The sequence below is a fragment of the Gilvimarinus polysaccharolyticus genome (assembly GCF_001187555.1).
In the GTDB taxonomy this organism is placed as follows: domain Bacteria; phylum Pseudomonadota; class Gammaproteobacteria; order Pseudomonadales; family Cellvibrionaceae; genus Gilvimarinus; species Gilvimarinus polysaccharolyticus.
This window is the reverse complement of the sequence record NZ_LFIJ01000001.1, coordinates 1362244-1384000: the sequence shown is the minus strand read 5'-3', so window position 1 is coordinate 1384000 and position 21757 is coordinate 1362244. Positions and strand designations below refer to the sequence as shown.

Genomic DNA, 21757 nt, shown 5'->3' with positions numbered 1-21757 from the left:
ATATGAAAAGTTTTAATAGAGTTACCGGTATTGCGGCGCCTATGGATCGGGCCAATGTTGATACTGATATGATTATCCCCAAGCAGTTTTTAAAATCGATTAAACGCACGGGGTTTGGTAAAAATTTGTTTGATGAGTTGCGCTATTTAGATGAAGGGCAACCTGATCAAGAGTGTACAGGGCGGCCTCTGAATCAAGAGTTTGCGTTAAATCAAGCTCGCTATCAAGGCGCTAGTGTGCTGTTGGCGCGTAAAAACTTTGGCTGCGGATCGTCCCGTGAGCATGCTCCTTGGGCGTTGGATGACTATGGTTTCCGCTGTGTTATCGCGCCGAGCTTTGCCGATATTTTTTACAATAATTGTTTTAAAAATGGCTTGTTGCCGTTAGTGCTTAGCGAAGCTGAGGTGGATCAATTGTTTTCCGAGCTGTACGCTAATGAAGGTTATGAGTTGACTATCGATTTACCTAGTCAAAAAGTACTGACGCCATCGGGTGCGGCCTTTTCGTTCGAAGTGGATGAGTTTCGCAAGCATTGCCTGTTGAATGGCTTGGATGATATTGCTTTAACGCTGGAGCAGGCCGATGCCATTAATGCTTACGAATCTAAACAGCGTGAAAGTGCGCCATGGTTGTTTGATGCGGTAAAGAATTAATCGAATACCCTAGAGCTTTAAATAAGGAAATATAGCATGAAGCGATTTCATATTGCTTTGGCGGTAAAGGAATTAACCAGTTCGATTGCGGATTATTCGCAGCGCTTAGGTGGGCCGCCAACTGTTGTTGTGCCAGAAAAATATGCAATGTGGCGTACCGATACGTTGAATTTTTCAATTAATGAAATTCCTGCTAAGGCCGGTCAGATGCGTCATCTCGGTTTTGAAGATGACAGTGTGGATGGTTTTGCGAGCGATTTTGATGTTAATGGTGTTGAGTGGGAAAGTTTTTCGCCTGCGGCACAAGATGAAAAAATTGTCGAGATGTATGGCGTGCCGAGTTTATAAGTTTTATTGCGACCTGCGCTATTGAAATAATTAGGAGTGGATGTGACTAAAAAAATTATGATTTTGCCGGGTGACGGTATTGGCCCGGAAATTGTTGCTCAAGCGCGTCGTGTGCTTGATGCCGTTAATACGCACGATGATTTGCAGTTAGAGTTTATCGGTGAACTGATTGGTGGTGCCTCTATCGATGTGCATGGCGAGCCGCTTACCGATGCGGCTGTTGCCCGTGCACGCGAGTGCGATGCAATCTTATTGGGGGCCGTTGGCGGCCCCAAGTGGGACACCATTGATCGCGCGATTCGTCCCGAGCGTGGTTTGTTAAAAATTCGCTCGTCGTTAGGCTTGTACGCGAATTTGCGTCCAGCGTTGTTATATCCACAGCTGGTTGAGGCCTCAAGCTTAAAGCCTGAGGTGGTTTCCGGTTTGGATATTTTGATTGTGCGCGAGTTAACTGGTGGTATTTACTTTGGTGAGCCGCGTGGGATTCGCACTTTAGAAAACGGTGAGCGTGAAGGTTACAATACTTACAAGTATTCCGAGAGTGAGATCGAGCGGATTGGCCGTACTGCTTTTGAAATGGCGCGTAAGCGCAGCAAGAAAGTTTGCTCAGTTGATAAAGCCAATGTCCTAGAAGCGACTATTTTATGGCGTGAGGTGATGGATCGCTTGGCGCCTGAGTATCCAGATGTTGAGTTGTCACATATGTATGTCGATAACGCCGCGATGCAGCTGGTGCGGGCGCCTAAGCAGTTTGATGTATTGGTTACAGGCAATATGTTTGGCGATATCTTGTCAGATGCAGCGGCGATGTTAACCGGCTCTATTGGTATGTTGCCGTCGGCTTCGCTAGATAAAGATGGTCGCGGTATGTATGAGCCGTGTCATGGTTCAGCGCCAGATATCGCAGGGCAGGGCATCGCTAACCCGCTGGCAACGATTTTGTCGGTTTCGATGATGCTGCGCTATTCGTTGGGCTTGACCAAAAGTGCCGATGCTATTGATGCGGCGGTTGGCGTGGTGTTGGATCAAGGTTTACGTACAGCCGATATTTATACTCCAGGGACGACTAAGGTCGGCACTTGTGAGATGGGCGATGCGGTATTGGCCGCGCTTTATCAGGCTTGATCCGTTTGCAGCCAGTCACTATTTGCGGCAAGATAATAGGGCTTTTTAACAGCGCTCACGAGGCGCTAAATAAAAGCCTTAATTCACTCAATCCAAAGAGTTAAAGAGAGTCAATGATGAAAGTAGGTTTTGTAGGTTGGCGTGGTATGGTCGGTTCTGTCCTAATGGAGCGCATGCAGTCCGAGAACGATTTTGACGGCATTGAGCCGGTATTTTTTACCACCTCCAATGTTGGTGGTGCAGCGCCTAACGTGGCCGCAGGATTGCCACCGCTAAAAGATGCTTTCTCTATTGACGACCTCAAGCAGCTAGATGTGATCATCTCTTGTCAGGGGGGTGATTACACTAAAGCCGTGTTTGCTGACTTGCGTGGCGCAGGTTGGGATGGTTACTGGATTGATGCGGCATCTAGCTTGCGCATGAATAATGATGCCTTGATCGTACTCGACCCGGTCAACCTTAACGTGATTCAAGATGGTTTGGCGCGCGGTGTTAAAAACTACATTGGTGGTAATTGTACTGTTAGCTTGATGCTGATGGGGCTGGGCGGTTTGTTTGCCAACGACTTGGTTGAATGGGCCACTTCTATGACTTACCAGGCAGCCTCTGGTGCTGGTGCACGCAATATGCGTGAGTTGATTGAGCAAATGGGCACCATTCGTGATGGCGTAGCGGGCGAGCTGGCAGATCCGGCTTCGGCGATCCTCGATATTGATCGCAAAGTGGCGGCCACTATGCGCTCGGCCGATTTCCCTAGCGAAAATTTTGGTGCTCCGTTGGCGGGTAGTGTGCTGCCGTTTATTGATAGCCAGCTTGAGAGTGGCCAAAGTCGTGAAGAGTGGAAGGCGCAGGCTGAGACCAACAAAATTTTGGGAACAGGTGGCAATCCAATTCCGCTTGATGGTACTTGTGTGCGGATCGGTGCCATGCGTTGTCATGCGCAAGCGTTAACCATTAAGCTGAAAAAAGATGTACCCCTAGATGAAATTGAGCAAATGATAGCCAGTCATAACGAGTGGGTTAAAGTCGTACCTAACGATAAGCCCGCCACAATTCGTGATCTGACACCTACCGCGGTAACAGGTACTTTAACTGTACCGGTAGGGCGTTTACGTAAGCTTAGTATGGGTGGTGAATACCTTAATGCCTTTACTGTTGGCGACCAATTGTTGTGGGGTGCGGCAGAACCTTTGCGCCGTATGCTGCAAGTGTTGCGTAACGCGTAATCGAGCCGATATTCATTGTCGTGGGCTCGTTTGCATCAAGCCTTGGCCCTTGTGGGTTGAGGCTTTTTTGTTGAACGCTGTCGCATTTTTACGCTTTTTATTAAAACACAGCCTATTTTGTCCAAAAAGCAACCGAATAGCAGGGTGCACTATGGGGTTAAGTATTGATAAAAAGCTATTTATAATGAATACTTACGGCTATTAGTGAAGAAACATTCGAGGTTGCAAAACCTCATTACAATAATTTCGGGAATGCCGCGCCACAGCTTTGTGGCTGACAGGATGTCCAATGGCGGGTGGTCGTCAGGAGGCCGGGGGAGACAATAAAAGGAAAATGCTATGCATCTTCGTAAGCTGGTAATACTGCTTGGGGTTTTATCACTGTTGGTTTCGCGCTCTGTATTGGCGTTGGGGCTCGGTGACATATCGCTAAATTCGTCTCTTAATCAGCCGCTTGACGCCCATATTAGTCTGCGTGATCTTGGTGATTTGAGTGCTGACCAGATCATCATAAAATTGGGAACGCAAGAAGACTTTGAGAAAGTCGGCCTTGAGCGATCGTTCTTTTATACGCAATTGCGCTTTAACGTTATAGCCGATGGCCCTAATGGACCATTTGTAGCAGTAACTAGCCGTGATCCTGTGCGCGAGCCTTATCTAAGCTTTGTGGTAGATATGCGCTGGACCAGTGGTCGGGTGATGCGTGAATATACGCTGTTGCTAGACCTACCTACCTTCTCCGGTGAGCGTGCTGCGCCAGTGCAGGGCAGTGTCACCACCATTGAATCTAAAAGCCGGCCAGCAAAGAGCGAGCCGGTACGGCAGCGCGATGACTCCGGCGCCGTATCGGGTGATGCTACCAGAGGCGATGTATATGGCCCGGTCAAAGCCAATGACACACTGTGGGAAATAGCTCGTGATCACCGTCCAGGTAATGCGTCTATTCACCAAACAATGCTGGCTATCCAAAAGGCTAATCCTGAGGCATTTATACGCAACAATATAAACCTGATGCGCAAAGGTCAGGTTTTGCGTATCCCATCTGAAAATGAAGTTCGTGAGCTTAATAATCGCCAAGCCATAAGCCAGGTAGCTGAGCAAAATCGTGAGTGGTCTGGCAACGCAATGGGCGCTCAACTTGACGGCTCCGGTCGCAATAGAGCAAATACAGGTAGTCCAACTGAAGTTAGTGGTCGTCTGCGTTTGGCCTCTGGCAGTGATCGCTCGGAAGAGTCTAGCCGCAATGCGGGTGCTGGTGATACGGGCAGTGCGCAGTTAACGCGTGAGTTAACCGATACTAAAGACGAGTTGGCCCGTACCCGTGGTGAAAACTCCGAGCTGCGCTCGAGAGTGGGTGATTTGGAAGATCAAATCGAGACCATGGAGCGCTTGCTAGCTGTTAGTAATGATCAAATGCGTGCATTAGAAGTCGCTGCACAGCAAGATGGTGTCGATGCTCAAGACGGCGTAAGTGCTGTCGCTGAAGCAGACGCGGAAGCTCAGTCAGGGAGTGTTGAATCTTCTGCTGTGGTCGAGAGTGCGGCCGAAGCTGAGGAAGCTGTAGCGGCAGTCGAGCCTGCTCCGGTTGAGCCTGAGGTGCAGGAGCCTGTTCGTAACACCAGCAAGGTTATACGTCGCGCTCCAGAGCCCACGCTGATGGATAAGCTGATGGACAATCTGCTGTGGATTGTTTTGGCACTGGTATTGATAGTTGTTGTGATTGTGGTTGTGTTGCGTAAGCGAGCCTCTAATGATGACGATGGCGATGATTTTTCACCCGATGATTACGATGATCCAATTGCCTTTGATGAGGACGATGATCAGTTTCAGGCGGATCACTCGGATGGCGAGGCTGAGCATGGCGAGTTAGATGAGGCTTTATTTGATGAGGCCGATGTGGCAGCCCACGAGAGTGTCGAGGCTGAAACCGGTGATGTTGTCGGTGAGGCTGACATCTATATTGCTCTGGGTAAATATGAGCAAGCCGAAGAGATGTTGTTGTCTGGTCTTGAGCGCGAGCCGAATTCAATGCCGATCAACCTTAAGCTGCTTGAGGTGTACGGTGAGAGTAATAATTTAGAGTCCTTCGATGCGCGTCTTACTAGCATCGTTGAGCAAAATGATGAGAGTAGTGTTGCCCGAGCTTATAGTTTACGTACCCAGCATTTTCCCGGTGCGGTCGAGTTTGTTGCTCCGGCAGGCGCGGCATTAAGTCCAGCGCAGGGCGATGCTTTAGATGATGGCCAGGCATTTGACTTGGACCTAGAAGACGCACCGTCAGCAGATACTGCTTTAGATGATGACTTTGACTTCGATCTGTCTGATGATTTAGACGAGATGGATGACGTCAGTAGCGTTAGCGATGAAGTCGAACTAGATGAGTCGACGACTAGCTATGATCTATCGTTTGACTTGGAAGAAGATGACAGCACTGACGAGTCGTTGCTCGAGTTTAATTTAGATGATGACGATACTGCCGTCGCGGAGCCCGAAGCTGAGGAGCTGACTGGGATGGCAGATGATCAGCAAGACTCCCTGATGTTGGATGATCTTGAGTTTAGTCTAGACGACGATGAAGATTCGGTTGGCGTTGTTGCTGAGCCTGAAGTCAGTCAGTCGAGCAGTGTCGATGAGCTGGATGATTTAGACTTTGATTTAGGTTCTGGCGGCGAGGCTGAGGATGCGGATGCGGATGCGGCCTTACTGGATGAGACGCCACTGCTAGACGAAGATTTCTCTTTCGATGCTCCGTTAGACTTAGAGGCTGATATACCGGCCTCTGAGGATGTTGCTGCAGAGTTAGCGCAGAGCGTAGAAGAGCAAGTTCCAACATTGGATTTGGCTGACGACGATGCGGATGACTTTGATCTAGATAAGGCTATGGATGATTTTGATTTAGCCTCAATGGACGAAGACTTGGCTGGCTTGGACGCTGCCAGTGAGCCGGCTGCGGGCGAGACTGCCGTTGAGTCTGGAATGTTTGATGACGATGATGATTTTGAGCAGGCGTTAAGTGGTTTGGATACCGACGTTGCTGATCAAGCAACTGCAGAACTTGATGCTTTGTCCGAGCAGGGCGGCGATGCTGATTCCGAAGATGAAGATCTCGATTTTCTGGCGGACAGCGATGAAGTGACCACCAAGCTTGATTTGGCTCGAGCTTATATCGATATGGGTGATTTAGACGGTGCTCGTGATATTTTGTCTGAAGTTGCCGAAGAGGGCGATGAAGCTCAAAAGGCAGAGGCGCTTAGCTTGCTAGATAAAGCCCGAGGCTAATTTCTCGGCTGTTTTTAAGGCCCTGCTCGCTTAAGTGAGCAGGGCCTTTTTTATTTTAGAGAGATAGTTTGGCCCGATAAGCATTGGTCTAAATAACACTTTTGTTCATTTCATATAATAGATCCACGCTATGCAAGAACGATACTATACCCGCAATTGTGAAATCTCCCCCGGCACTCCGTGGCCCGAAGGTATGCAGCGGGTAGCGTTGGGGGTTGAGTACAATGGTCGGAATTTTCATGGTTTTCAATTGCAGCCGGGTGGTGTGGCGACGGTACAGGGTTACTTGCAGCAGGCGTTATCTAAAGTGGCAAATGAGCCTATTAGTTTAGTGTGCGCAGGGCGAACCGATGCGGGCGTGCATGCTACTGGGCAAGTTGTGCATTTTGATACGCTGGCAACTCGCCCAGCCAAGGCTTGGATGCTCGGTGCACGTCCACATTTACCGGACGGTGTGGGTGTGTGTTGGGCGCAGCTGGTGACCAATGATTTCCATGCGCGTTTTAGTGCTAGATCCAGGGCTTACCGGTATTTACTGAGCGATTCCAGCTCGCGTCCGGCACTTTTACATGATCAGGTGACGTGGGTGCGCCACAAGCTTGATGTCGATGCTATGGCATACGCCGCGCAGGCATTAGTTGGAGAGCACGACTTCACCTCTTACCGAGCTTCACAGTGTCAGGCTCGTAGCCCAGTGCGTTGCATTGAGCATTTGCACCTCTCCCGGCGGGGCGATCTCATTATTTTAGAGGTTAAAGCCAATGCGTTTTTACATCATATGGTGCGCAATATCGTTGGTGCCTTACTTGAGGTTGGTAGAGGTGCCCGCGCGCTAGATTGGCCAGCCGAGATTTTAGCGGCCAGAGATCGTTCGGCGGGCGCAGCAACCGCGCGCCCTAATGGGTTATATTTAGTGGCGGTTGATTACCCCAGTTGCTTTGGCTTGATGCAGAATAGTCCGGGCCCATTATTTATTGCCGATCCGGTCGGTGAGTTGGCGGGAAGGGTAGGCTACAGCAAAAATGATTAAAATCTGGTAATATTCGTCCATTGCGGCCACTCATCTGTAGTTGGCCGGTTAAGGTTTGCATACAGGTAATCCGGTTGAGCAGTTCGCGCGTAAAAATATGTGGTATTACTCGGGTCGTCGATGTCCAGCACGCGGTCGAATGCGGTGCCGATGCCGTTGGTTTGGTGTTTTACGAGCCTAGTAAACGTGCGGTCAGCGTCGCACAGGCTCGTGAGATCGCCTATGCGGCAGGACCGCTGGTAACGATTACGGGCTTGTTCGTTAACGCACCTGCGGCCAGAGTACACCAGATATTGCGGGAGGTACCGCTGCAGCTTTTGCAGTTTCACGGCGATGAAACGGCAGAGTTTTGTGAGCAGTTTGAGCGGCCTTACCTTAAAGCGATTAGAATGCGTCCGGATTTAAACCTCGATACAGCCATGAAGCCTTATGCTAATGCGGTGGGCTTGTTGCTCGATGCGTACCAGCCGGGAGTTCCTGGTGGTACTGGTGCTACCTTTGACTGGCAGCGGGTGCCTGCCAACCCGCCAAGCCCTGTGATATTGGCTGGTGGATTGACTCCAGCTAATGTCGCACAGGCTATTGCTGCTACAGGTTGCTGTGCAGTGGATGTCAGTGGTGGTGTAGAGGCGAGCCCAGGCATAAAGGATCCGGTTAAAGTTGCAGAGTTTATTTCCAACGCCAAACATCTAGCGCCAATCTTGGCGCCTTGTAAAAAGTGAGTTGAACTGTGAGTGATAAAGAGCAGAAAGCTGCGGTAGATTACAGCGCATTTCCCGATGCAACGGGCCACTTCGGCCAGTTTGGGGGACGTTTTGTTTCCGAAACTTTGATTTATGCACTGGATGAGCTGCAAGAAATTTACAGTAACTTAAAAGATGATGCCGAATTTCAGGCCGAGTTTGATCGCGATCTGGCTCACTATGTCGGGCGGCCGTCTCCCTTGTATCATGCCGAGCGGATGAGTCGCGAGCTAGGTGGTGCACAAATTTATTATAAGCGTGAAGACCTAAATCATACTGGTGCGCACAAGGTTAACAACACTATTGGTCAAGCTCTGTTGGCAAAAAAAACCGGTAAAAGCCGAGTGATCGCCGAGACTGGTGCAGGCCAGCATGGGGTTGCTACAGCCACCGTTGCTGCCCGTCTTGGGCTTAAGTGCCAAGTTTATATGGGGGCAGAAGATGTTCGCCGCCAAGCGCTTAATGTGTACCGTATGAAACTCCTCGGGGCAGAGGTTATTCCTGTTACGTCGGGCTCAAAAACTCTGAAAGATGCTATGAATGAGGCTATGCGCGATTGGGCCACTAATGTCGATGATACTTTTTATATCATTGGCACTGTCGCTGGCCCGCATCCTTATCCGCTGTTGGTTCGCGACTTTCAGTCTATTATTGGCCGCGAAGCACGCGCACAATGTTTAGAGCGCACCGGTCGATTGCCCGATGCCTTGGTTGCCTGTGTCGGCGGCGGCTCAAATGCTATTGGCTTGTTTCATCCGTTTTTGAGCGATGACTCGGTGGCTATGTACGGCGTTGAGGCTGGTGGTGATGGGGTTGAAACTGGCCGTCACGCCGCACCGTTAAACGATGGTATCCCTGGTATCTTGCACGGTAATCGCACCTATTTGATGGAAGATGAAAACGGTCAAATTATTGAAACACACTCAGTTTCGGCCGGGCTCGATTACCCAGGTGTCGGCCCAGAGCATTCTTGGTTAAAAGATCTTGGTCGTGTTAAATATGTCCCGATTAATGACCAAGAAGCCCTGAGCGCTTTTCGCAATACGACTAAAGTTGAGGGCATTATGCCCGCGCTCGAAAGCTCGCATGCCTTGGCCTACGCCGAAAAGCTTGCGCCTACCATGGATAAAGATCAGATCATCATTGTGAACCTGTCGGGTCGCGGTGATAAAGACATCCTCACTGTGGCCGAAATTGACGGTATTACGGTGTGATTAAAACGCAATTGGATAATGTTTAATGAGCCGAATCAGTCAACAATTTGAAACATTAAAAGCGAAAGGCCGCAAGGCGCTGGTTGTCTATATCGTTAATGGCGATCCAAGCCCCGCGGCCACTTTGCCAACCATGCATAAAATGGTAGAGGCTGGCGCCGATATTATAGAGTTGGGTGTACCTTTTTCTGACCCTATGGCCGAAGGTCCCGTGATTCAGAAAGGTCATGAGCGAGCTTTGGCATCGGGCACTAGCTTGCGCGGCACGCTTGATCTAGTGGCAGAGTTTCGCAAAACCAATAACACCACCCCGGTTATATTAATGGGCTACGCCAATCCAGTTGTGCGTATGGGGTATCAGCAATTTGCTGAGCGCGCCTTAGAGGTAGGTGTTGATGGATTATTAACTGTTGATTTGCCGCCAGAAGAGCTGGGCGATTTAAAAACGCAATTAGCCGAGCGTGATATTGATAATATCTTTTTGTTGGCGCCTACTACCGCTCCCGAGCGCGCTCGCCTTTTAGCGAGCAATGCCAGTGGCTTTTTGTATTACGTATCGCTCAAGGGTGTTACTGGTGCTGGGCATCTGGATGTTGATGCGGTTAAAGCTAAGCTCGATCAGTTTGGTGAGTTGACCTCTCTGCCCATGTGCGTCGGCTTTGGTATTAAAGATGCCGAGACGGCTACCAACGTTGCTCGCTTGGCCGATGGTGTAGTTATCGGAAGTGTGCTGGTTGATGCAATGGGCAAGCACGTAGGTCAGCCGCCCGAGCAGATTGCCGCTGCCGTTGGTGCTATTATTAGTGATATTCGCAGAGGCTTAGACACCCTTTAAAGGTGTGCGAAGTCTCGAACGTGCCGGCTTTGGCTGGCTAGTAAGCAACCCAATTAAGAGATAAAACCATGAGTTGGCTAGAGAAACTGGTTCCCAGCGTTGTGCGTGCCGATGGCAAAAAAGGTTCAAGTAAAGTCCCTGAAGGCCTTTGGAAAAAATGCGTTAAGTGTTCTGCGGTATTGTATCGTCCAGAGCTGGAAAAAAACCTTGATGTCTGCCCTAAGTGCGATCACCACATGCGTATTGGTGCTCGCCGGCGGTTGGATATTTTTCTTGATGAAGATCGGCGCCATGAGATAGGCGCTGATGTTGAGCCGGTTGATCGGTTAAAATTTAAAGACGTTAAAAAATACAAAGACCGTTTAAGTGCGGCACAAAAAGCTACTGGCGAAAAAGATGCGTTGGTTGCCATGAAAGGTGAACTAAAAGGCATGCCGGTTGTTGCCGTCGCTTTTGAATTTGCTTTTCACGGCGGTTCGATGGGCTATGTAGTCGGTGAGCGTTTTGCACGTGCGGCTAAAATCGCTTTAGACGAAGATATCCCGTTGGTGTGCTTTTCGGCCACCGGTGGTGCTCGTATGCAAGAGGCGCTAATCTCTCTAATGCAGATGGCTAAAACCTCAGCGGTTATTGAGCGTTTAAAGCAACAGGGCACGCCTTATATCTCGATGATGACAGACCCCGTTTATGGCGGCGTGTCGGCATCGCTGGCATTGCTGGGGGATATCAACGCTGCCGAGCCGGGCTCGCGAGCAGGTTTTGCTGGCCCCGCTATCATTGAGCAAACTATTCGCCAAAAATTGCCGCCGGGCTTTCAGCGCGCTGAGTTCTTATTGGAGCATGGCGCCATTGATATGATTATCCACCGCGCTCAAATACGCGATAAATTAGCCGGCTTGTTGGCTAAATTTACCCGTCAAGCAGAGGCTGGCTAAACGGCACCGGCACTATGCGTTTTACTCAACTCAACGATTGGCTCAGCTGGCTTGAGCAGGCGCATCCTAACGAGATTGATCTTGGTCTCGACCGGTTACATAAAGTGCTGGCACGCATGGAGCTACCGGTCTTTGCGCCGGTAATTACGGTTGCAGGTACCAATGGCAAAGGCTCTTGTGTGGCTGCTGCCACTGCTTTGTTGCAAGCCGCTGGACTTCGCGTAGGTAGCTATACTTCTCCTCACATTGATCATTACTGCGAGCGGGTGTGCATCAATGCCGCGCCTGTAAGCGATGCTGATATGTGTCGCGCCTTTGATATTATTGATCGCGCTCGTGGTGAAATCTCTTTAACTTATTTTGAATTTGGTACGCTCGCCGCACTGGTCTTATTTTGCCAGCATTCAGTCGATGTGATGGTGCTGGAAGTCGGCTTGGGTGGTCGTTTGGATGCGGTGAATATTGTTGATGCCGATGTCGCCGTGATCACCAGTGTCGCGATTGATCATGAGGCTTGGCTTGGTAATAACCGTGAAAGCATCGGCCGTGAAAAAGCTGGCATTATGCGTTCAGGAAAGATCGCCATTTGTGTCGATTCTGACCCGCCGCTGACATTACTGCAACACGCCGATGATATCGGCGCTAAGCTGCATTTGCTGGGGCGCGACTTTACCATTCATACTGCCTCACCGGCGAGCGGTACTGTTTTTGGTTTAATATCAAAGCAACCTTGGTGTCTTTCTGATGCATTAGATGACTCATCCCTTTTGTTGCCGCCAGTGTCTTTGGTGGAAACTAGTGTTGTCGCCGCGATCTTGGCCGTTAAAGCGTTAGGTGTTGATGTTGCGGCATTACCCCTAGCCGATGTGTTGGGCCCGCTCAGCTTGCCGGGACGAATGCAGCGTGTGCAGTTTGGTTCTGTGCCGGTATTAATTGATGTCGCTCACAACCCCGCAGCCACAACATATTTAGCACGGCAAGTACGGGCGCAAAAACCTTCCGGCCGAGTAGTGGCCGTGGTGGCGATGATGGCTGATAAAGATATTGCCGGATCAATACAGCCGCTGATTGGGCTCGTTGATGCCTGGCTGGCTGTTGGTTTGACTGATGTGCCGCGCGCAGCAGAAGCAACCGCGCTAGCGGCCATTATTGCTCAAAGCGGTGCTCAGGTGGCAAGCTATCCCAGTATCAATGATGCCTTGACCCAACTGAGTACCAATCCGCATACCGCTTTGTGTGGCGATGATCTGTTATTGGTGTTTGGATCATTTTTTACCGTAGCCGCCGCATTGGCTATTTTGATGCCAGATAGGGCGCAAGAGCCCAATGCTGACCAGCTGGGAGAGGCTAAGTGAACGGCGGATTAAAACAACGATTAATTGGTGCTTTAGTATTGGCAGGTATTGCGGTTATTTTTTTACCGAGCTTCTTTAAACAGCATGCGCAATATCAGGTAGACACCAATAGTCAGATTCCCCAGCGTCCCAACATAACACCAGTCGTGATTGATAAACCGCGCGCTACGACAATAACGCCAGCAGCGCCCGCCCCCGAAACAATGTTTTTGCCGAGCAATGAACAACCGCTTAGCGAATCAGGTAGTGCTGCCAGTACCTCGTCTGCTGAGCCCGTCGCGGTAAGCCCAGAGGTTCAAGAGCCTGAGCCCGAAGTTGTCACATCAACGCCAGTTGCGGCTCCGGCTCCGGCTGAAAAACCTCAGCAGGCTACCGAAGAGGCCTTAACTGCCGGTGCTTGGGTGGTGCAGGTGGCGAGCTTGCGCTCGTCGGAGTCAGCCCAAACATTGCGTAAGAAGCTCCAGGCGCGCGGCTATAAAGCCTATGTGCGCTCAGCTAAAACTTCCCAGGGTGAGGTCAGTCGAGTGTTTATTGGTCCTAAGCTCGATAAGGCGCTTGCATTAGAGGTTAAGCAAGAGGTGGACCCGGTGCTTAAAGTCAATTCTATGGTGTTGCCATTCAAACCTTGAGTCGGGGTATTCCCACAGTGACAGCTCTGTTAGAATCAGCGCCTTCTGAAAACCGGAGTCATTTAAACCCATGAATTGGGCAGATTGGACTATCGCCGGCATATTGGCTGTGTCCTGCTTAATCAGTATCAAGCGTGGCTTTGTAAAAGAAGCTTTGTCGCTGGTCGTGTGGGTTGCTGCGTTTGTTATTGCCTCGATCTTTGATGATCGTTTGGCCGTTTTAATGACTGACTTGATTCCCACTCCCTCATTACGGGCTATGTCTGCGTTTGCGATTTTATTTGCCGCAACGCTAATAATTGGCGCCATGGTGAATTACTTAATTGGTGAGTTGGTGCGTATGACCGGATTGTCCGGCACCGATCGCTTGTTTGGAATGGTATTTGGCTTGGTCCGCGGTGCACTGGTAGTGCTGGCCATTGTTATCTTGCTGCCCTCGTTAGTACCTGTAAACGAAGACGCCTGGTGGCAAGAGTCAGTATTGATTCCACGTTTTTTAGTATTTGAAACTTGGGCGCGCACTACGACAGATCAAGCGCTCGAATGGATAACATCATTTTTTTAATGGTTGGCATTACACGAAGGTGAGGCAATTATGTGCGGGATTGTTGGTATAGTAGGTAAACGTGATGTCAATACGCAACTTTATGATGCGCTGACCATCCTCCAACATCGCGGTCAGGACGCAGCCGGTATTATGACGTGCCAAGGTGGCAAAATGACACAACAAAAGGCCAATGGCCTAGTGAGCGATGTGTTTCGTACTCGTCATATGCAGCGCTTGGTGGGTAATGTGGGTATTGGGCATGTGCGTTATCCAACGGCAGGTAGTACCGGCCCCGCGCTCGCCCAACCGTTTTACGTCAACTCTCCCTACGGTATCGCTTTAGCCCACAACGGCAACTTGGTTAATGCCGATAGTCTTAGCGAAGAGTTATTTAAAACTGACTTGCGGCATGTCAATACCGACTCTGACTCTGAAGTCCTGCTCAATGTATTTGCCCACGAGTTGCAGCTGCAAGGTAAGCTAGTTCCCAACCAAGACGATGTCTTTGCCGCAGTCGAAGGTGTACATAAACGCGTTAGCGGTGGCTATGCGGTGGTTGCTCTTATTGCTCGCTACGGTATTGTTGCGTTCCGCGACCCCAATGGTATTCGTCCGCTAGTGTACGGCAAGCGCGATACCGATAAGGGCGAGGAGTATATGGTCGCCTCCGAGAGTGTGGCGCTGGACGTACTCGGATTTGAACTGATCGGCGATGTGGCACCCGGCGAGGCAATTTATATAACCTTTGATGGCGAGTTGCACCGCAAGCAGTGCGCCCAAAATACTCGACTAATGCCGTGTATTTTTGAACATGTTTATTTCGCGCGCCCCGATTCGATCATGGATGGCGTGTCGGTTTATAAGGCGCGTTTGCGTCAAGGCGAAAAGCTTGCTGAAAAAATTCTTGCCGAGCGTCCTGATCACGACATAGATGTGGTGATTCCGATTCCCGATAGTTCTCGGGTGGCGGGTCAAGCATTAGCCTATAAAATAGGTGTTAAATTCCGCGAAGGTTTGATTAAAAATCGTTATATCGGCCGCACTTTTATTATGCCTGGCCAACAACTGCGTAAAAAATCTGTACGCCAAAAACTCAACCCTATTGAATTAGAGTTTCGCGGTAAAAACGTTCTATTGGTTGATGACTCTATCGTTCGTGGTACCACTTGCCAGCAGATTATTCAGATGGCTCGGGAGGCGGGCGCAGCTAAGGTGTACTTTGCTTCGGCAGCCCCAGCGGTGATCTACCCCAATGTTTACGGTATTGATATGCCAACGAGCAAAGAGCTAATCGCCTATGGTCGCACTCAGGACGAAGTGTGCAAAGAAATTGGTGCGGATTGGCTTATTTATCAAGAGCTAGATGACTTGGTGGCAGCCTCGGCAGAGGGCGCCGATGGCGTATCAGAATTTGATTGTGCGGTGTTCGATGGTAAATATATTACTGGCGACGTCGATAAAGAGTATCTAGACAGAATTCAAAACGCTCGGCAAGAAGGTGAGGGTGGTCAGAAAAAAGAGCGACGTGAGAAAGAGGAAGAGAGCCCAATAGGCTTACATAATGACTCTGAAGACCTGCATGTACATTAAACCATTAAAAGGTTAAGCAACGGATACGGTTATGAGCGACTTACAAGAGCTGCGTAAACAAGCACTAATAGGTGCCGGCATTGATACTTTAGCAGTGCGTGCCGGTCAAGTGCGCAGTGCCGAGGGCGAGCATTCCGAAGCCTTGTATCTAACCTCAAGTTTTGTATTTGACAGCGCAGAACAAGCCGCTGCACGCTTTAGCGGTGAGCAACAGGGCAATGTTTATTCGCGCTACACCAACCCTACAGTGCGCACCTTTGAAGAACGCATGGCCGCCATGGAGGGTGCCGAGAGCGCGGTTGCTACAGCCTCGGGTATGGCGGCAATCCTATCCGTCTGTATGGGGTTATTAAAGTCTGGCGATCATATCGTATGCTCACGCAGTGTCTTTGGTACCACCACAGTATTATTTACTAAATATTTGGCTCGCTTTGGTGTCAGCACAACATTTGTCGATCCGATAGATTTTGTTGCTTGGGAGCAAGCGTTTACCAGTAGCACTCGCTTAGTTTTTGTCGAAACCCCATCCAACCCACTGTGCGATGTTATAGATTTACAACGCTTGGCTGATTTAACTCACAAGCACGACGCACTGTTTGTGGTCGACAATTGTTTTTGTACCCCCGCATTACAGCAGCCTATAAAATTTGGTGCCGATTTAATCGTTCACTCAGCGACTAAATACATCGACGGGCAAGGCCGCTGTTTAGGTGGCTTGGTTGCGGGGCCACAACATTTAATTAATGAGGTGTTGGGTTTTATTCGCAGCGCAGGCCCGACTTTAAGTGCCTTTAATGCTTGGGTGTTTTTAAAAGGTCTGGAAACATTACGCCTGCGAATGGATGCTCACTCGGCTAGCGCACAAGCACTGGCCGAATGGCTGTATGAGCAGCCGCAAGTAGAAAAGGTTTATTACGCAGGTCTGCCTAGTCATCCCGGCCATGCATTGGCCGCGCAGCAACAGCGAGGCTTTGGTGGAGTGTTGTCGTTTTGTGTTAAAGGCGGCCGCGAACAAGCTTGGCGGGTCATTAATGAGACTCGTATTATGTCGTTAACGGCTAATCTTGGCGATGCGAAAACAACCATTGTTCACCCAGCAACCACTACTCACGGTCGGTTAGATGATGAGCAAAAATTGACCGCAGGTATTACCGAAAACCTTATCCGAGTTGCAGTTGGGCTGGAAGATATAGCTGACTTAAAAGCAGACTTGGCTCGCGGCCTTAGCGCCATCGCTTAAGTGAAATATATCGGCGGTTATTGAACGTTATGCGTGACAATATAAGCAAAGCCTGTACTGAAATTGGCAAAGTATTACTGGGCAAAGAACACGAGGTAAAGCTGGCGCTTGCTTGTTTACTGGCAGGCGGGCATTTACTGATAGAAGATTTACCTGGCATGGGAAAAACAACCTTGGCACACGCTTTGGCTAAGGTGTTGGGGCTTGATTACCAACGGGTGCAATTTACCAGTGATATGTTGCCGGCCGATATTATCGGTGTGTCGATATTCGACGCCAATACCAGTCAGTTTAGCTTTCATTCCGGCCCGGTTTTTACCCAATTGTTATTGGCCGATGAAATAAACCGTACCACGCCAAAAACTCAAAGCGCATTGCTTGAGGCAATGGAAGAGCAGCAAGTCAGTATTGATGGTGAAACGCGGCCATTACCGCAACCATTTTTTGTTATCGCTACGCAAAATCCCGAATCGCAAATGGGCACCTTCGCGCTGCCTGAGTCACAACTCGATCGCTTTTTGATGCGTATTAGCCTAGGTTATCCATCACCCGAAGCGGAGCGAATGATTTTTTCCGGTGGTGATCCACGTCAGTATATTCCCACATTAAGTCGCTGTATTAGCGCTGAGCAGCTTATTGATCTGAAACGTCAGATACGCACATTAACGGCTTCAGATAGCCTGATAGATTATTTGCAACGACTGGTTTATGCCACGCGCTTTGAGCAAGACTTTACTCACGGCCTATCTCCGCGTGGGGCGTTAGCGCTGTTGCAAGCGGCCAAAGCGTGGGCTTATGTTGAAGGGCGTGATTACGTGATACCAGAGGACATACAGACGGTGGCCCCTGCGGTAATCACTCATCGTGTCAGTGGTGCGGATGTGACCGGAGGCTCGCAACGTTTAATTGCAGAGCTGCTTGAGCGTGTTGACGTCGTTGCCGGTGGCACTAATAGCTGAGGTTGCCCATAGCAATCTTTGCTGCGAGCTGCCTGTCGATAAATGCCATAAAACAACCTAGGCCTTTGAATATAGGTTTTTATTGGGAGTTTGCATGACGACAAGCTTTTTTGGTCAATATCTACAGCTAAAGGGGATTGTAGGTCGCACTCAGTTACACGAGGCGGTAACGCTGCAACACAACACCAATAAGACCTTGGCGCAAATCACTCTGGCGGCCGGCGTATTAACCCCGCAACAGCGACAAGAATTACCCTTCTCCGATTGTGAAAACGACGCACTGTTTTATCAAATACTATCGTGTTTAGGCTGGCTAAGTAATGCGGCACTTGCAGCTTTGCACGCACAGCAGCGTAAGGCGCAACTGACCTTGGGAGAGGCGCTGGTAACCTGCGGTTATTTAAACGATAAAACTTTAGCCAATTTACTCACAGATTATCATTATTGGAATCTACGCAACTTACAGCAATTTAGTGCGCAAGTGTCCACCAGTGAGTTTGCGCACGAGGTAGATGCTTTTAGCTTCATTCTTACGCAACAAATGTTAAAAGTCTATGGGTTGCACGTAAAACCTGACTGCGCCGATCGTAAGGTGCTAACCAACACTCCTGCCTGGCATTGGCAGATCAACTTGGCCGAATACTGCTTAAACGTTTTTATTCCAAATGTTGAGGGGGGCGTCGCGCACTTACTTGATCGCGCGAGTTTGATCGATTCGCTGCATTTGTCCGAGTTATCCTGTGTGTCCGACACAGACTTGAGGGGGCTTCCCAAGTCTGTCTCGCCAGTTCAGTTTTTTACCTATCTACTGCAGACTTTATTGCTCGATATCGGTGGCGATGAGTTAACTCTGGTGGGGACGGCTAATACTGCGTTAGTGGGTGCTGCACCTTTCGAACAAGAGTGTTTGCGTTGTAGTTATAGTCTTGAGGGGGAGCTCTTTTATGTTTATTTTTTCGCCTCGTAAGCGTTGTTTGTTTGGATGTTCTTTTACGCCTCGCGTGATCTTTGGCGGACGTTTTAAATGACAAGTTCCATTTTCAGTAAGCGTGCAGAAGCATGGTTTTGGCGCTGGGCAAAGCGTCGAATAACACCACAAAAGTCTGTTGTTTTACGCCATCGTGCGATCTATGTGTTGCCCAGTAGAGCAGGGCTTGGTTTTTTTTTCGCGGTGAGCTTGCTCTGGCTGCTCGGCACCAATTACGAAAATAATTTAGTGTTGGCGGCAAGCTTTTTTTTAATTAGCTTGTTTATTGTTGCCATTATTCACGCATTTCGCAATTTAGCTGGCTTGCAACTAACCGCGCTCGCAGCTGTACCTGTTTTTGCTGGTGAGCGATTAGTAATGCCCGTGCGCATTCAGGCAAAAGGTCGTGCGCGTGCAGGTCAGTTACAACTGGCCTGCGATACCGAGCACTCGGTGCTAACGGATGTGGCCGCAGGAGGGGAGACGCAGGTAGCGTTAAGTGTGCAAACACTACGTCGAGGTTGGTTTACCCCCGAGCGTATTTTAGTGAAAAGCTATTTTCCCTTAGGTTTGGTAAGAACTTGGTCGTGGGTTAGATTTGACGTAAATTTATTGGTCTATCCGCACCCCATCCCCGTAGCTGCCCCACCTTTACTTAACCGTAGTCATGGCGAAAAACAGTCCTTGATTGCACGCGGTGACGACTTTGAGGGTTTTAAGCGCTATCAGCCTGGTGCGCCATTGGCTCATATTGCCTGGAAGCTATACGCCCGAGGTGCTGGTCTACAGGTTAAGCAATATGCCGATGTGGCTTTGGATGATCTGTGGCTGGATTTTCGTGCTTTGTCTGGCGAGCGCGAAGCTCGTTTGTCGGGCTTGTGTTATCTCGCCTTGGACTGGCATCGAGCGGGGCGGACGTTTGGCTTGCGACTGCTTGATCACTGTATTGAACCGGCAAGTGGACAAACACACTTGTCGCAGGTACTTCGAGCATTGGCATTGTTTGAATTAGAGAGTACCCCGCGATGAATCAAACTGCCAATCGGATATCGCATCAAAGTTTACTTTGGATGTTGATCGCTCAGCTGATCGTTCTGTTGCCGTTGATATTTGAGGTGCCCGTTTGGTTGATGGCGCTGGCAGTTGTGGTTGGGGGTTGGCGCTGGGGGATTGCCGTAAGAGATTGGTCGTTTCCCAATAAATCAGTGCGTTTTTTATTGGTGGTGGTTGTCTGTGTGGGGCTGTTGTTAAGTTTTAAGGGCAGCTTTGGCATGCAGGCGATGTTGAGTCTGTTGGTCGCGGGGTTTGTGCTTAAGCTAATCGAACTTAAGCGCCCCAGTGATTTTTATTTGCTCGGCTATCTCGCTTATTTTGTTACCGGTACGCAGCTGTTATTTGCCGCATCGTTGATAAGCTCATTATATGGTTTGGTGTCGCTGTTAGCGGTTACTGGTGTTTTGTTGGCCATTAATGGTTCGGCGGGGCCGGTGACGGTTGTTGCGCAGTGCAAGCGACTTATCGTGTTAGCACTGCAAGCATTACCTATTATGTTAGTGCTGTTTTTAGTGGTACCAAGATTTGGTGCGCTGTGGACTGTGCCGTTAAATAAATCAGCAGGTCTTACTGGGGTTAGCGACTCAATGGCACCGGGCGATTTTAGTAACTTAATGCGTTCTGGTGAGTTGGCATTTCGAGTGAGCTTTAATGGCGAGATTCCCTCTTCGCGTCAGTTGTATTGGCGTGCACTGGTGTTTGACGCTTTTGATGGTAGAACTTGGAGTCAAAGTGGGTTTCAGGATGTTCAGCGGGGCAGGGCGAGTACACAATGGCAAAGCTGGCGCGAGGCACTGACTTTGGGGGATGAGCGCTTGGATTATCAGGTGTTACTTGAACCTACAGCTAAAAATTGGTTGTATGTGTTGGCGGCGTTTGCCGAGGTTCCCGCTGATGCTCGGGTGAGCCCAGGGTTAACGCTTTACAATACGCGGGCAGTGAATCAGCGCAAACAATACAGTGTAAGCTCGGCATTTAATTACCAACTGCAGGCTGAGGGGCTCTCTGACAAAGAGCGAGAAATGAATACAGCTTTGCCTGCCGAAGCTAATCCGGTAACTAAGCGTTTGGCGCAACAGTGGCGCGCCGAGGCCACAAGTGCAGAGGCACTACTTGAACGGCTGTTAGATCTTTATCATCAACGATTCCATTACACCTTACAGCCGCCACGTTTAGGTGAGCATACCGTGGATGAGTTTTTGTGGCAGTCACAGGCAGGTTTTTGTGAGCACTTTGCCGGTAGCTTTGTGTTTTTTATGCGAGCGGCGGGCATCCCCGCGCGAGTTGTCGTGGGTTACCAAGGTGGACAGATTAATAGCGATGAAGACTATTTGGTTGTGCGCCAGTACGATGCTCACGCATGGGCTGAGGTGTGGTTGGCGGGTAAAGGTTGGGTAAGGATAGACCCTACCGCTGCAGTTGCTCCCGAGCGTATTGAGCAGGGTGTGGAGTACTCACTTAGCGAAGATGATAGTAGGCTGTTGGGTAACTCGTTTGGTCGTCGTTTTGAGTTTTTAGGCAGCTTACAGCTGCGCTGGGATGCGCTCAATTATCGTTGGCAGTTGTGGGTTATGGGCTACGATAGCAGTGCCCAACAAGCGTTATTAAGTAAATGGTTTGGACAAATTCGTGGTTGGCAATTGGCGCTGCTGGTGATCGCAGTGGTGGCTTGTGTGGCGATTTTGTTGTTGTTGCCTTTATTACGCCGGCATAAGCCTAATTTACCTCCAGCTGAATTGGCCTATATTCAACTGTGCCGCAAGTTACAGCGTATAGGTTTGACGCGTAATATGGGCGAAGCCCCGCGGCAATACGCCGCCCGGGTTGCTCGTGAACGTCCAGATTTAAGCGCCGATATTGATACTTTAACCGCTCTGTTTGAGCGAGCCAGTTATGCCAACTCAGCAGAGGCGCTGGTACGTCTAAAAGACGCTATTCGGCGTTTTCATCCGCGCGAGCAATAATTGCCCACTACCGGGGCTCTGGCGCACCAAAAAGAGTCCGGTATAAAATTGCTGCCCTCTCGTAG

At 49.7% G+C, this 21757-nt stretch carries 19 protein-coding genes; all 19 read left to right on the top strand.

Annotated elements, in window-relative coordinates:
- The first annotated feature begins 2 nt into the window (after nucleotides 1-2).
- The 19 genes from leuD (at nucleotide 3) to GILYN3_RS05840 (ending at nucleotide 21692) form a co-directional block, all read left to right on the top strand.
- The gene (gene leuD, locus GILYN3_RS05930; protein ID WP_049721989.1) at nucleotides 3-653 is read left to right on the top strand and encodes a 3-isopropylmalate dehydratase small subunit; all 651 of its coding nucleotides are present in this window, start codon (nucleotides 3-5) and stop codon (nucleotides 651-653) included.
- 36 nt (nucleotides 654-689) lie between these two features.
- The gene (locus tag GILYN3_RS05925) at nucleotides 690-1001 is read left to right on the top strand and encodes a VOC family protein (RefSeq protein ID WP_049721988.1); all 312 of its coding nucleotides are present in this window, start codon (nucleotides 690-692) and stop codon (nucleotides 999-1001) included.
- Nucleotides 1002-1043: 42 nt separating this feature from the next.
- Nucleotides 1044-2126 carry a 3-isopropylmalate dehydrogenase gene (gene leuB, locus GILYN3_RS05920; RefSeq protein ID WP_049721987.1) on the top strand — a complete coding sequence of 361 codons (1083 nt, stop codon included), beginning with the start codon at nucleotides 1044-1046 and terminating at the stop codon, nucleotides 2124-2126.
- Nucleotides 2127-2242: 116 nt separating this feature from the next.
- Nucleotides 2243-3352 (top strand): aspartate-semialdehyde dehydrogenase, encoded by a 1110-nt coding sequence (gene asd, locus GILYN3_RS05915; protein ID WP_198147326.1) that lies wholly within the window; start codon nucleotides 2243-2245, stop codon nucleotides 3350-3352.
- A gap of 339 nt (nucleotides 3353-3691) precedes the next feature.
- Nucleotides 3692-6631, top strand: coding sequence for a FimV/HubP family polar landmark protein (locus GILYN3_RS05910; protein ID WP_049721985.1), 2940 nt, complete (start codon nucleotides 3692-3694; stop codon nucleotides 6629-6631).
- Nucleotides 6632-6761: 130 nt separating this feature from the next.
- Nucleotides 6762-7661 (top strand): tRNA pseudouridine(38-40) synthase TruA, encoded by a 900-nt coding sequence (gene truA / locus GILYN3_RS05905; protein WP_049721984.1) that lies wholly within the window; start codon nucleotides 6762-6764, stop codon nucleotides 7659-7661.
- A 74-nt stretch (nucleotides 7662-7735) separates the two neighbouring features.
- Nucleotides 7736-8383, top strand: coding sequence for a phosphoribosylanthranilate isomerase (locus GILYN3_RS05900; protein ID WP_049721983.1), 648 nt, complete (start codon nucleotides 7736-7738; stop codon nucleotides 8381-8383).
- Nucleotides 8384-8391: 8 nt separating this feature from the next.
- Nucleotides 8392-9618: a tryptophan synthase subunit beta gene (trpB, locus tag GILYN3_RS05895; protein ID WP_049721982.1), complete on the top strand. Its 1227-nt coding sequence runs from the start codon at nucleotides 8392-8394 to the stop codon at nucleotides 9616-9618.
- 25 nt (nucleotides 9619-9643) lie between these two features.
- Complete coding sequence (gene trpA, locus GILYN3_RS05890; protein WP_049721981.1) at nucleotides 9644-10453, top strand: tryptophan synthase subunit alpha; 810 nt, start codon at nucleotides 9644-9646, stop codon at nucleotides 10451-10453.
- 68 nt (nucleotides 10454-10521) lie between these two features.
- A complete protein-coding gene (gene accD / locus GILYN3_RS05885) occupies nucleotides 10522-11388 on the top strand; it encodes an acetyl-CoA carboxylase, carboxyltransferase subunit beta (RefSeq protein WP_049721980.1) in 867 nt (288 codons plus the stop codon).
- Between the two features lie 14 nt (nucleotides 11389-11402).
- Complete coding sequence (gene folC / locus GILYN3_RS05880; protein WP_049721979.1) at nucleotides 11403-12743, top strand: bifunctional tetrahydrofolate synthase/dihydrofolate synthase; 1341 nt, start codon at nucleotides 11403-11405, stop codon at nucleotides 12741-12743.
- Nucleotides 12740-13372: an SPOR domain-containing protein gene (locus tag GILYN3_RS05875; protein ID WP_049721978.1), complete on the top strand. Its 633-nt coding sequence runs from the start codon at nucleotides 12740-12742 to the stop codon at nucleotides 13370-13372. The genes folC and GILYN3_RS05875 overlap by 4 nt, the downstream gene beginning before the upstream one ends.
- A 70-nt stretch (nucleotides 13373-13442) precedes the next feature.
- On the top strand, nucleotides 13443-13937 hold the full coding sequence (locus GILYN3_RS05870) for a CvpA family protein (protein ID WP_049721977.1): 495 nt from the start codon (nucleotides 13443-13445) through the stop codon (nucleotides 13935-13937).
- A gap of 30 nt (nucleotides 13938-13967) precedes the next feature.
- Entirely contained in the window at nucleotides 13968-15509 is a 1542-nt protein-coding gene (gene purF, locus GILYN3_RS05865) for an amidophosphoribosyltransferase (RefSeq protein ID WP_049721976.1), read from the top strand.
- A 31-nt stretch (nucleotides 15510-15540) separates the two neighbouring features.
- On the top strand, nucleotides 15541-16749 hold the full coding sequence (locus GILYN3_RS05860) for an O-succinylhomoserine sulfhydrylase (protein ID WP_049721975.1): 1209 nt from the start codon (nucleotides 15541-15543) through the stop codon (nucleotides 16747-16749).
- A 29-nt stretch (nucleotides 16750-16778) separates the two neighbouring features.
- Nucleotides 16779-17708, top strand: coding sequence for an AAA family ATPase (locus tag GILYN3_RS05855; RefSeq protein ID WP_049721974.1), 930 nt, complete (start codon nucleotides 16779-16781; stop codon nucleotides 17706-17708).
- A 94-nt stretch (nucleotides 17709-17802) separates the two neighbouring features.
- On the top strand, nucleotides 17803-18675 hold the full coding sequence (locus tag GILYN3_RS05850) for a hypothetical protein (protein WP_049721973.1): 873 nt from the start codon (nucleotides 17803-17805) through the stop codon (nucleotides 18673-18675).
- Nucleotides 18676-18732: 57 nt separating this feature from the next.
- A complete protein-coding gene (locus GILYN3_RS05845) occupies nucleotides 18733-19704 on the top strand; it encodes a DUF58 domain-containing protein (RefSeq protein ID WP_049721972.1) in 972 nt (323 codons plus the stop codon).
- Nucleotides 19701-21692 (top strand): transglutaminase TgpA family protein, encoded by a 1992-nt coding sequence (locus GILYN3_RS05840; protein WP_049721971.1) that lies wholly within the window; start codon nucleotides 19701-19703, stop codon nucleotides 21690-21692. The genes GILYN3_RS05845 and GILYN3_RS05840 overlap by 4 nt, the downstream gene beginning before the upstream one ends.
- Nucleotides 21693-21757 lie beyond the last annotated feature (65 nt).

Excerpts from the sequence above, each read along its gene's own strand:
- leuD (WP_049721989.1), top strand. The coding sequence starts at position 3 with ATGAAAAGTTTTAATAGAGTTACCGGTATTGCGGCGCCTATGGATCGG.
- GILYN3_RS05925 (WP_049721988.1), top strand. The coding sequence starts at position 690 with ATGAAGCGATTTCATATTGCTTTGGCGGTAAAGGAATTAACCAGTTCG.
- asd (WP_198147326.1), top strand. The coding sequence starts at position 2,243 with ATGAAAGTAGGTTTTGTAGGTTGGCGTGGTATGGTCGGTTCTGTCCTA.
- GILYN3_RS05910 (WP_049721985.1), top strand. The coding sequence starts at position 3,692 with ATGCATCTTCGTAAGCTGGTAATACTGCTTGGGGTTTTATCACTGTTG.
- truA (WP_049721984.1), top strand. The coding sequence starts at position 6,762 with ATGCAAGAACGATACTATACCCGCAATTGTGAAATCTCCCCCGGCACT.
- trpA (WP_049721981.1), top strand. The coding sequence starts at position 9,644 with ATGAGCCGAATCAGTCAACAATTTGAAACATTAAAAGCGAAAGGCCGC.
- accD (WP_049721980.1), top strand. The coding sequence starts at position 10,522 with ATGAGTTGGCTAGAGAAACTGGTTCCCAGCGTTGTGCGTGCCGATGGC.
- folC (WP_049721979.1), top strand. The coding sequence starts at position 11,403 with ATGCGTTTTACTCAACTCAACGATTGGCTCAGCTGGCTTGAGCAGGCG.
- GILYN3_RS05870 (WP_049721977.1), top strand. The coding sequence starts at position 13,443 with ATGAATTGGGCAGATTGGACTATCGCCGGCATATTGGCTGTGTCCTGC.
- purF (WP_049721976.1), top strand. The coding sequence starts at position 13,968 with ATGTGCGGGATTGTTGGTATAGTAGGTAAACGTGATGTCAATACGCAA.
- GILYN3_RS05860 (WP_049721975.1), top strand. The coding sequence starts at position 15,541 with ATGAGCGACTTACAAGAGCTGCGTAAACAAGCACTAATAGGTGCCGGC.
- GILYN3_RS05855 (WP_049721974.1), top strand. The coding sequence starts at position 16,779 with ATGCGTGACAATATAAGCAAAGCCTGTACTGAAATTGGCAAAGTATTA.
- GILYN3_RS05850 (WP_049721973.1), top strand. The coding sequence starts at position 17,803 with ATGACGACAAGCTTTTTTGGTCAATATCTACAGCTAAAGGGGATTGTA.
- GILYN3_RS05845 (WP_049721972.1), top strand. The coding sequence starts at position 18,733 with ATGACAAGTTCCATTTTCAGTAAGCGTGCAGAAGCATGGTTTTGGCGC.
- GILYN3_RS05840 (WP_049721971.1), top strand. The coding sequence starts at position 19,701 with ATGAATCAAACTGCCAATCGGATATCGCATCAAAGTTTACTTTGGATG.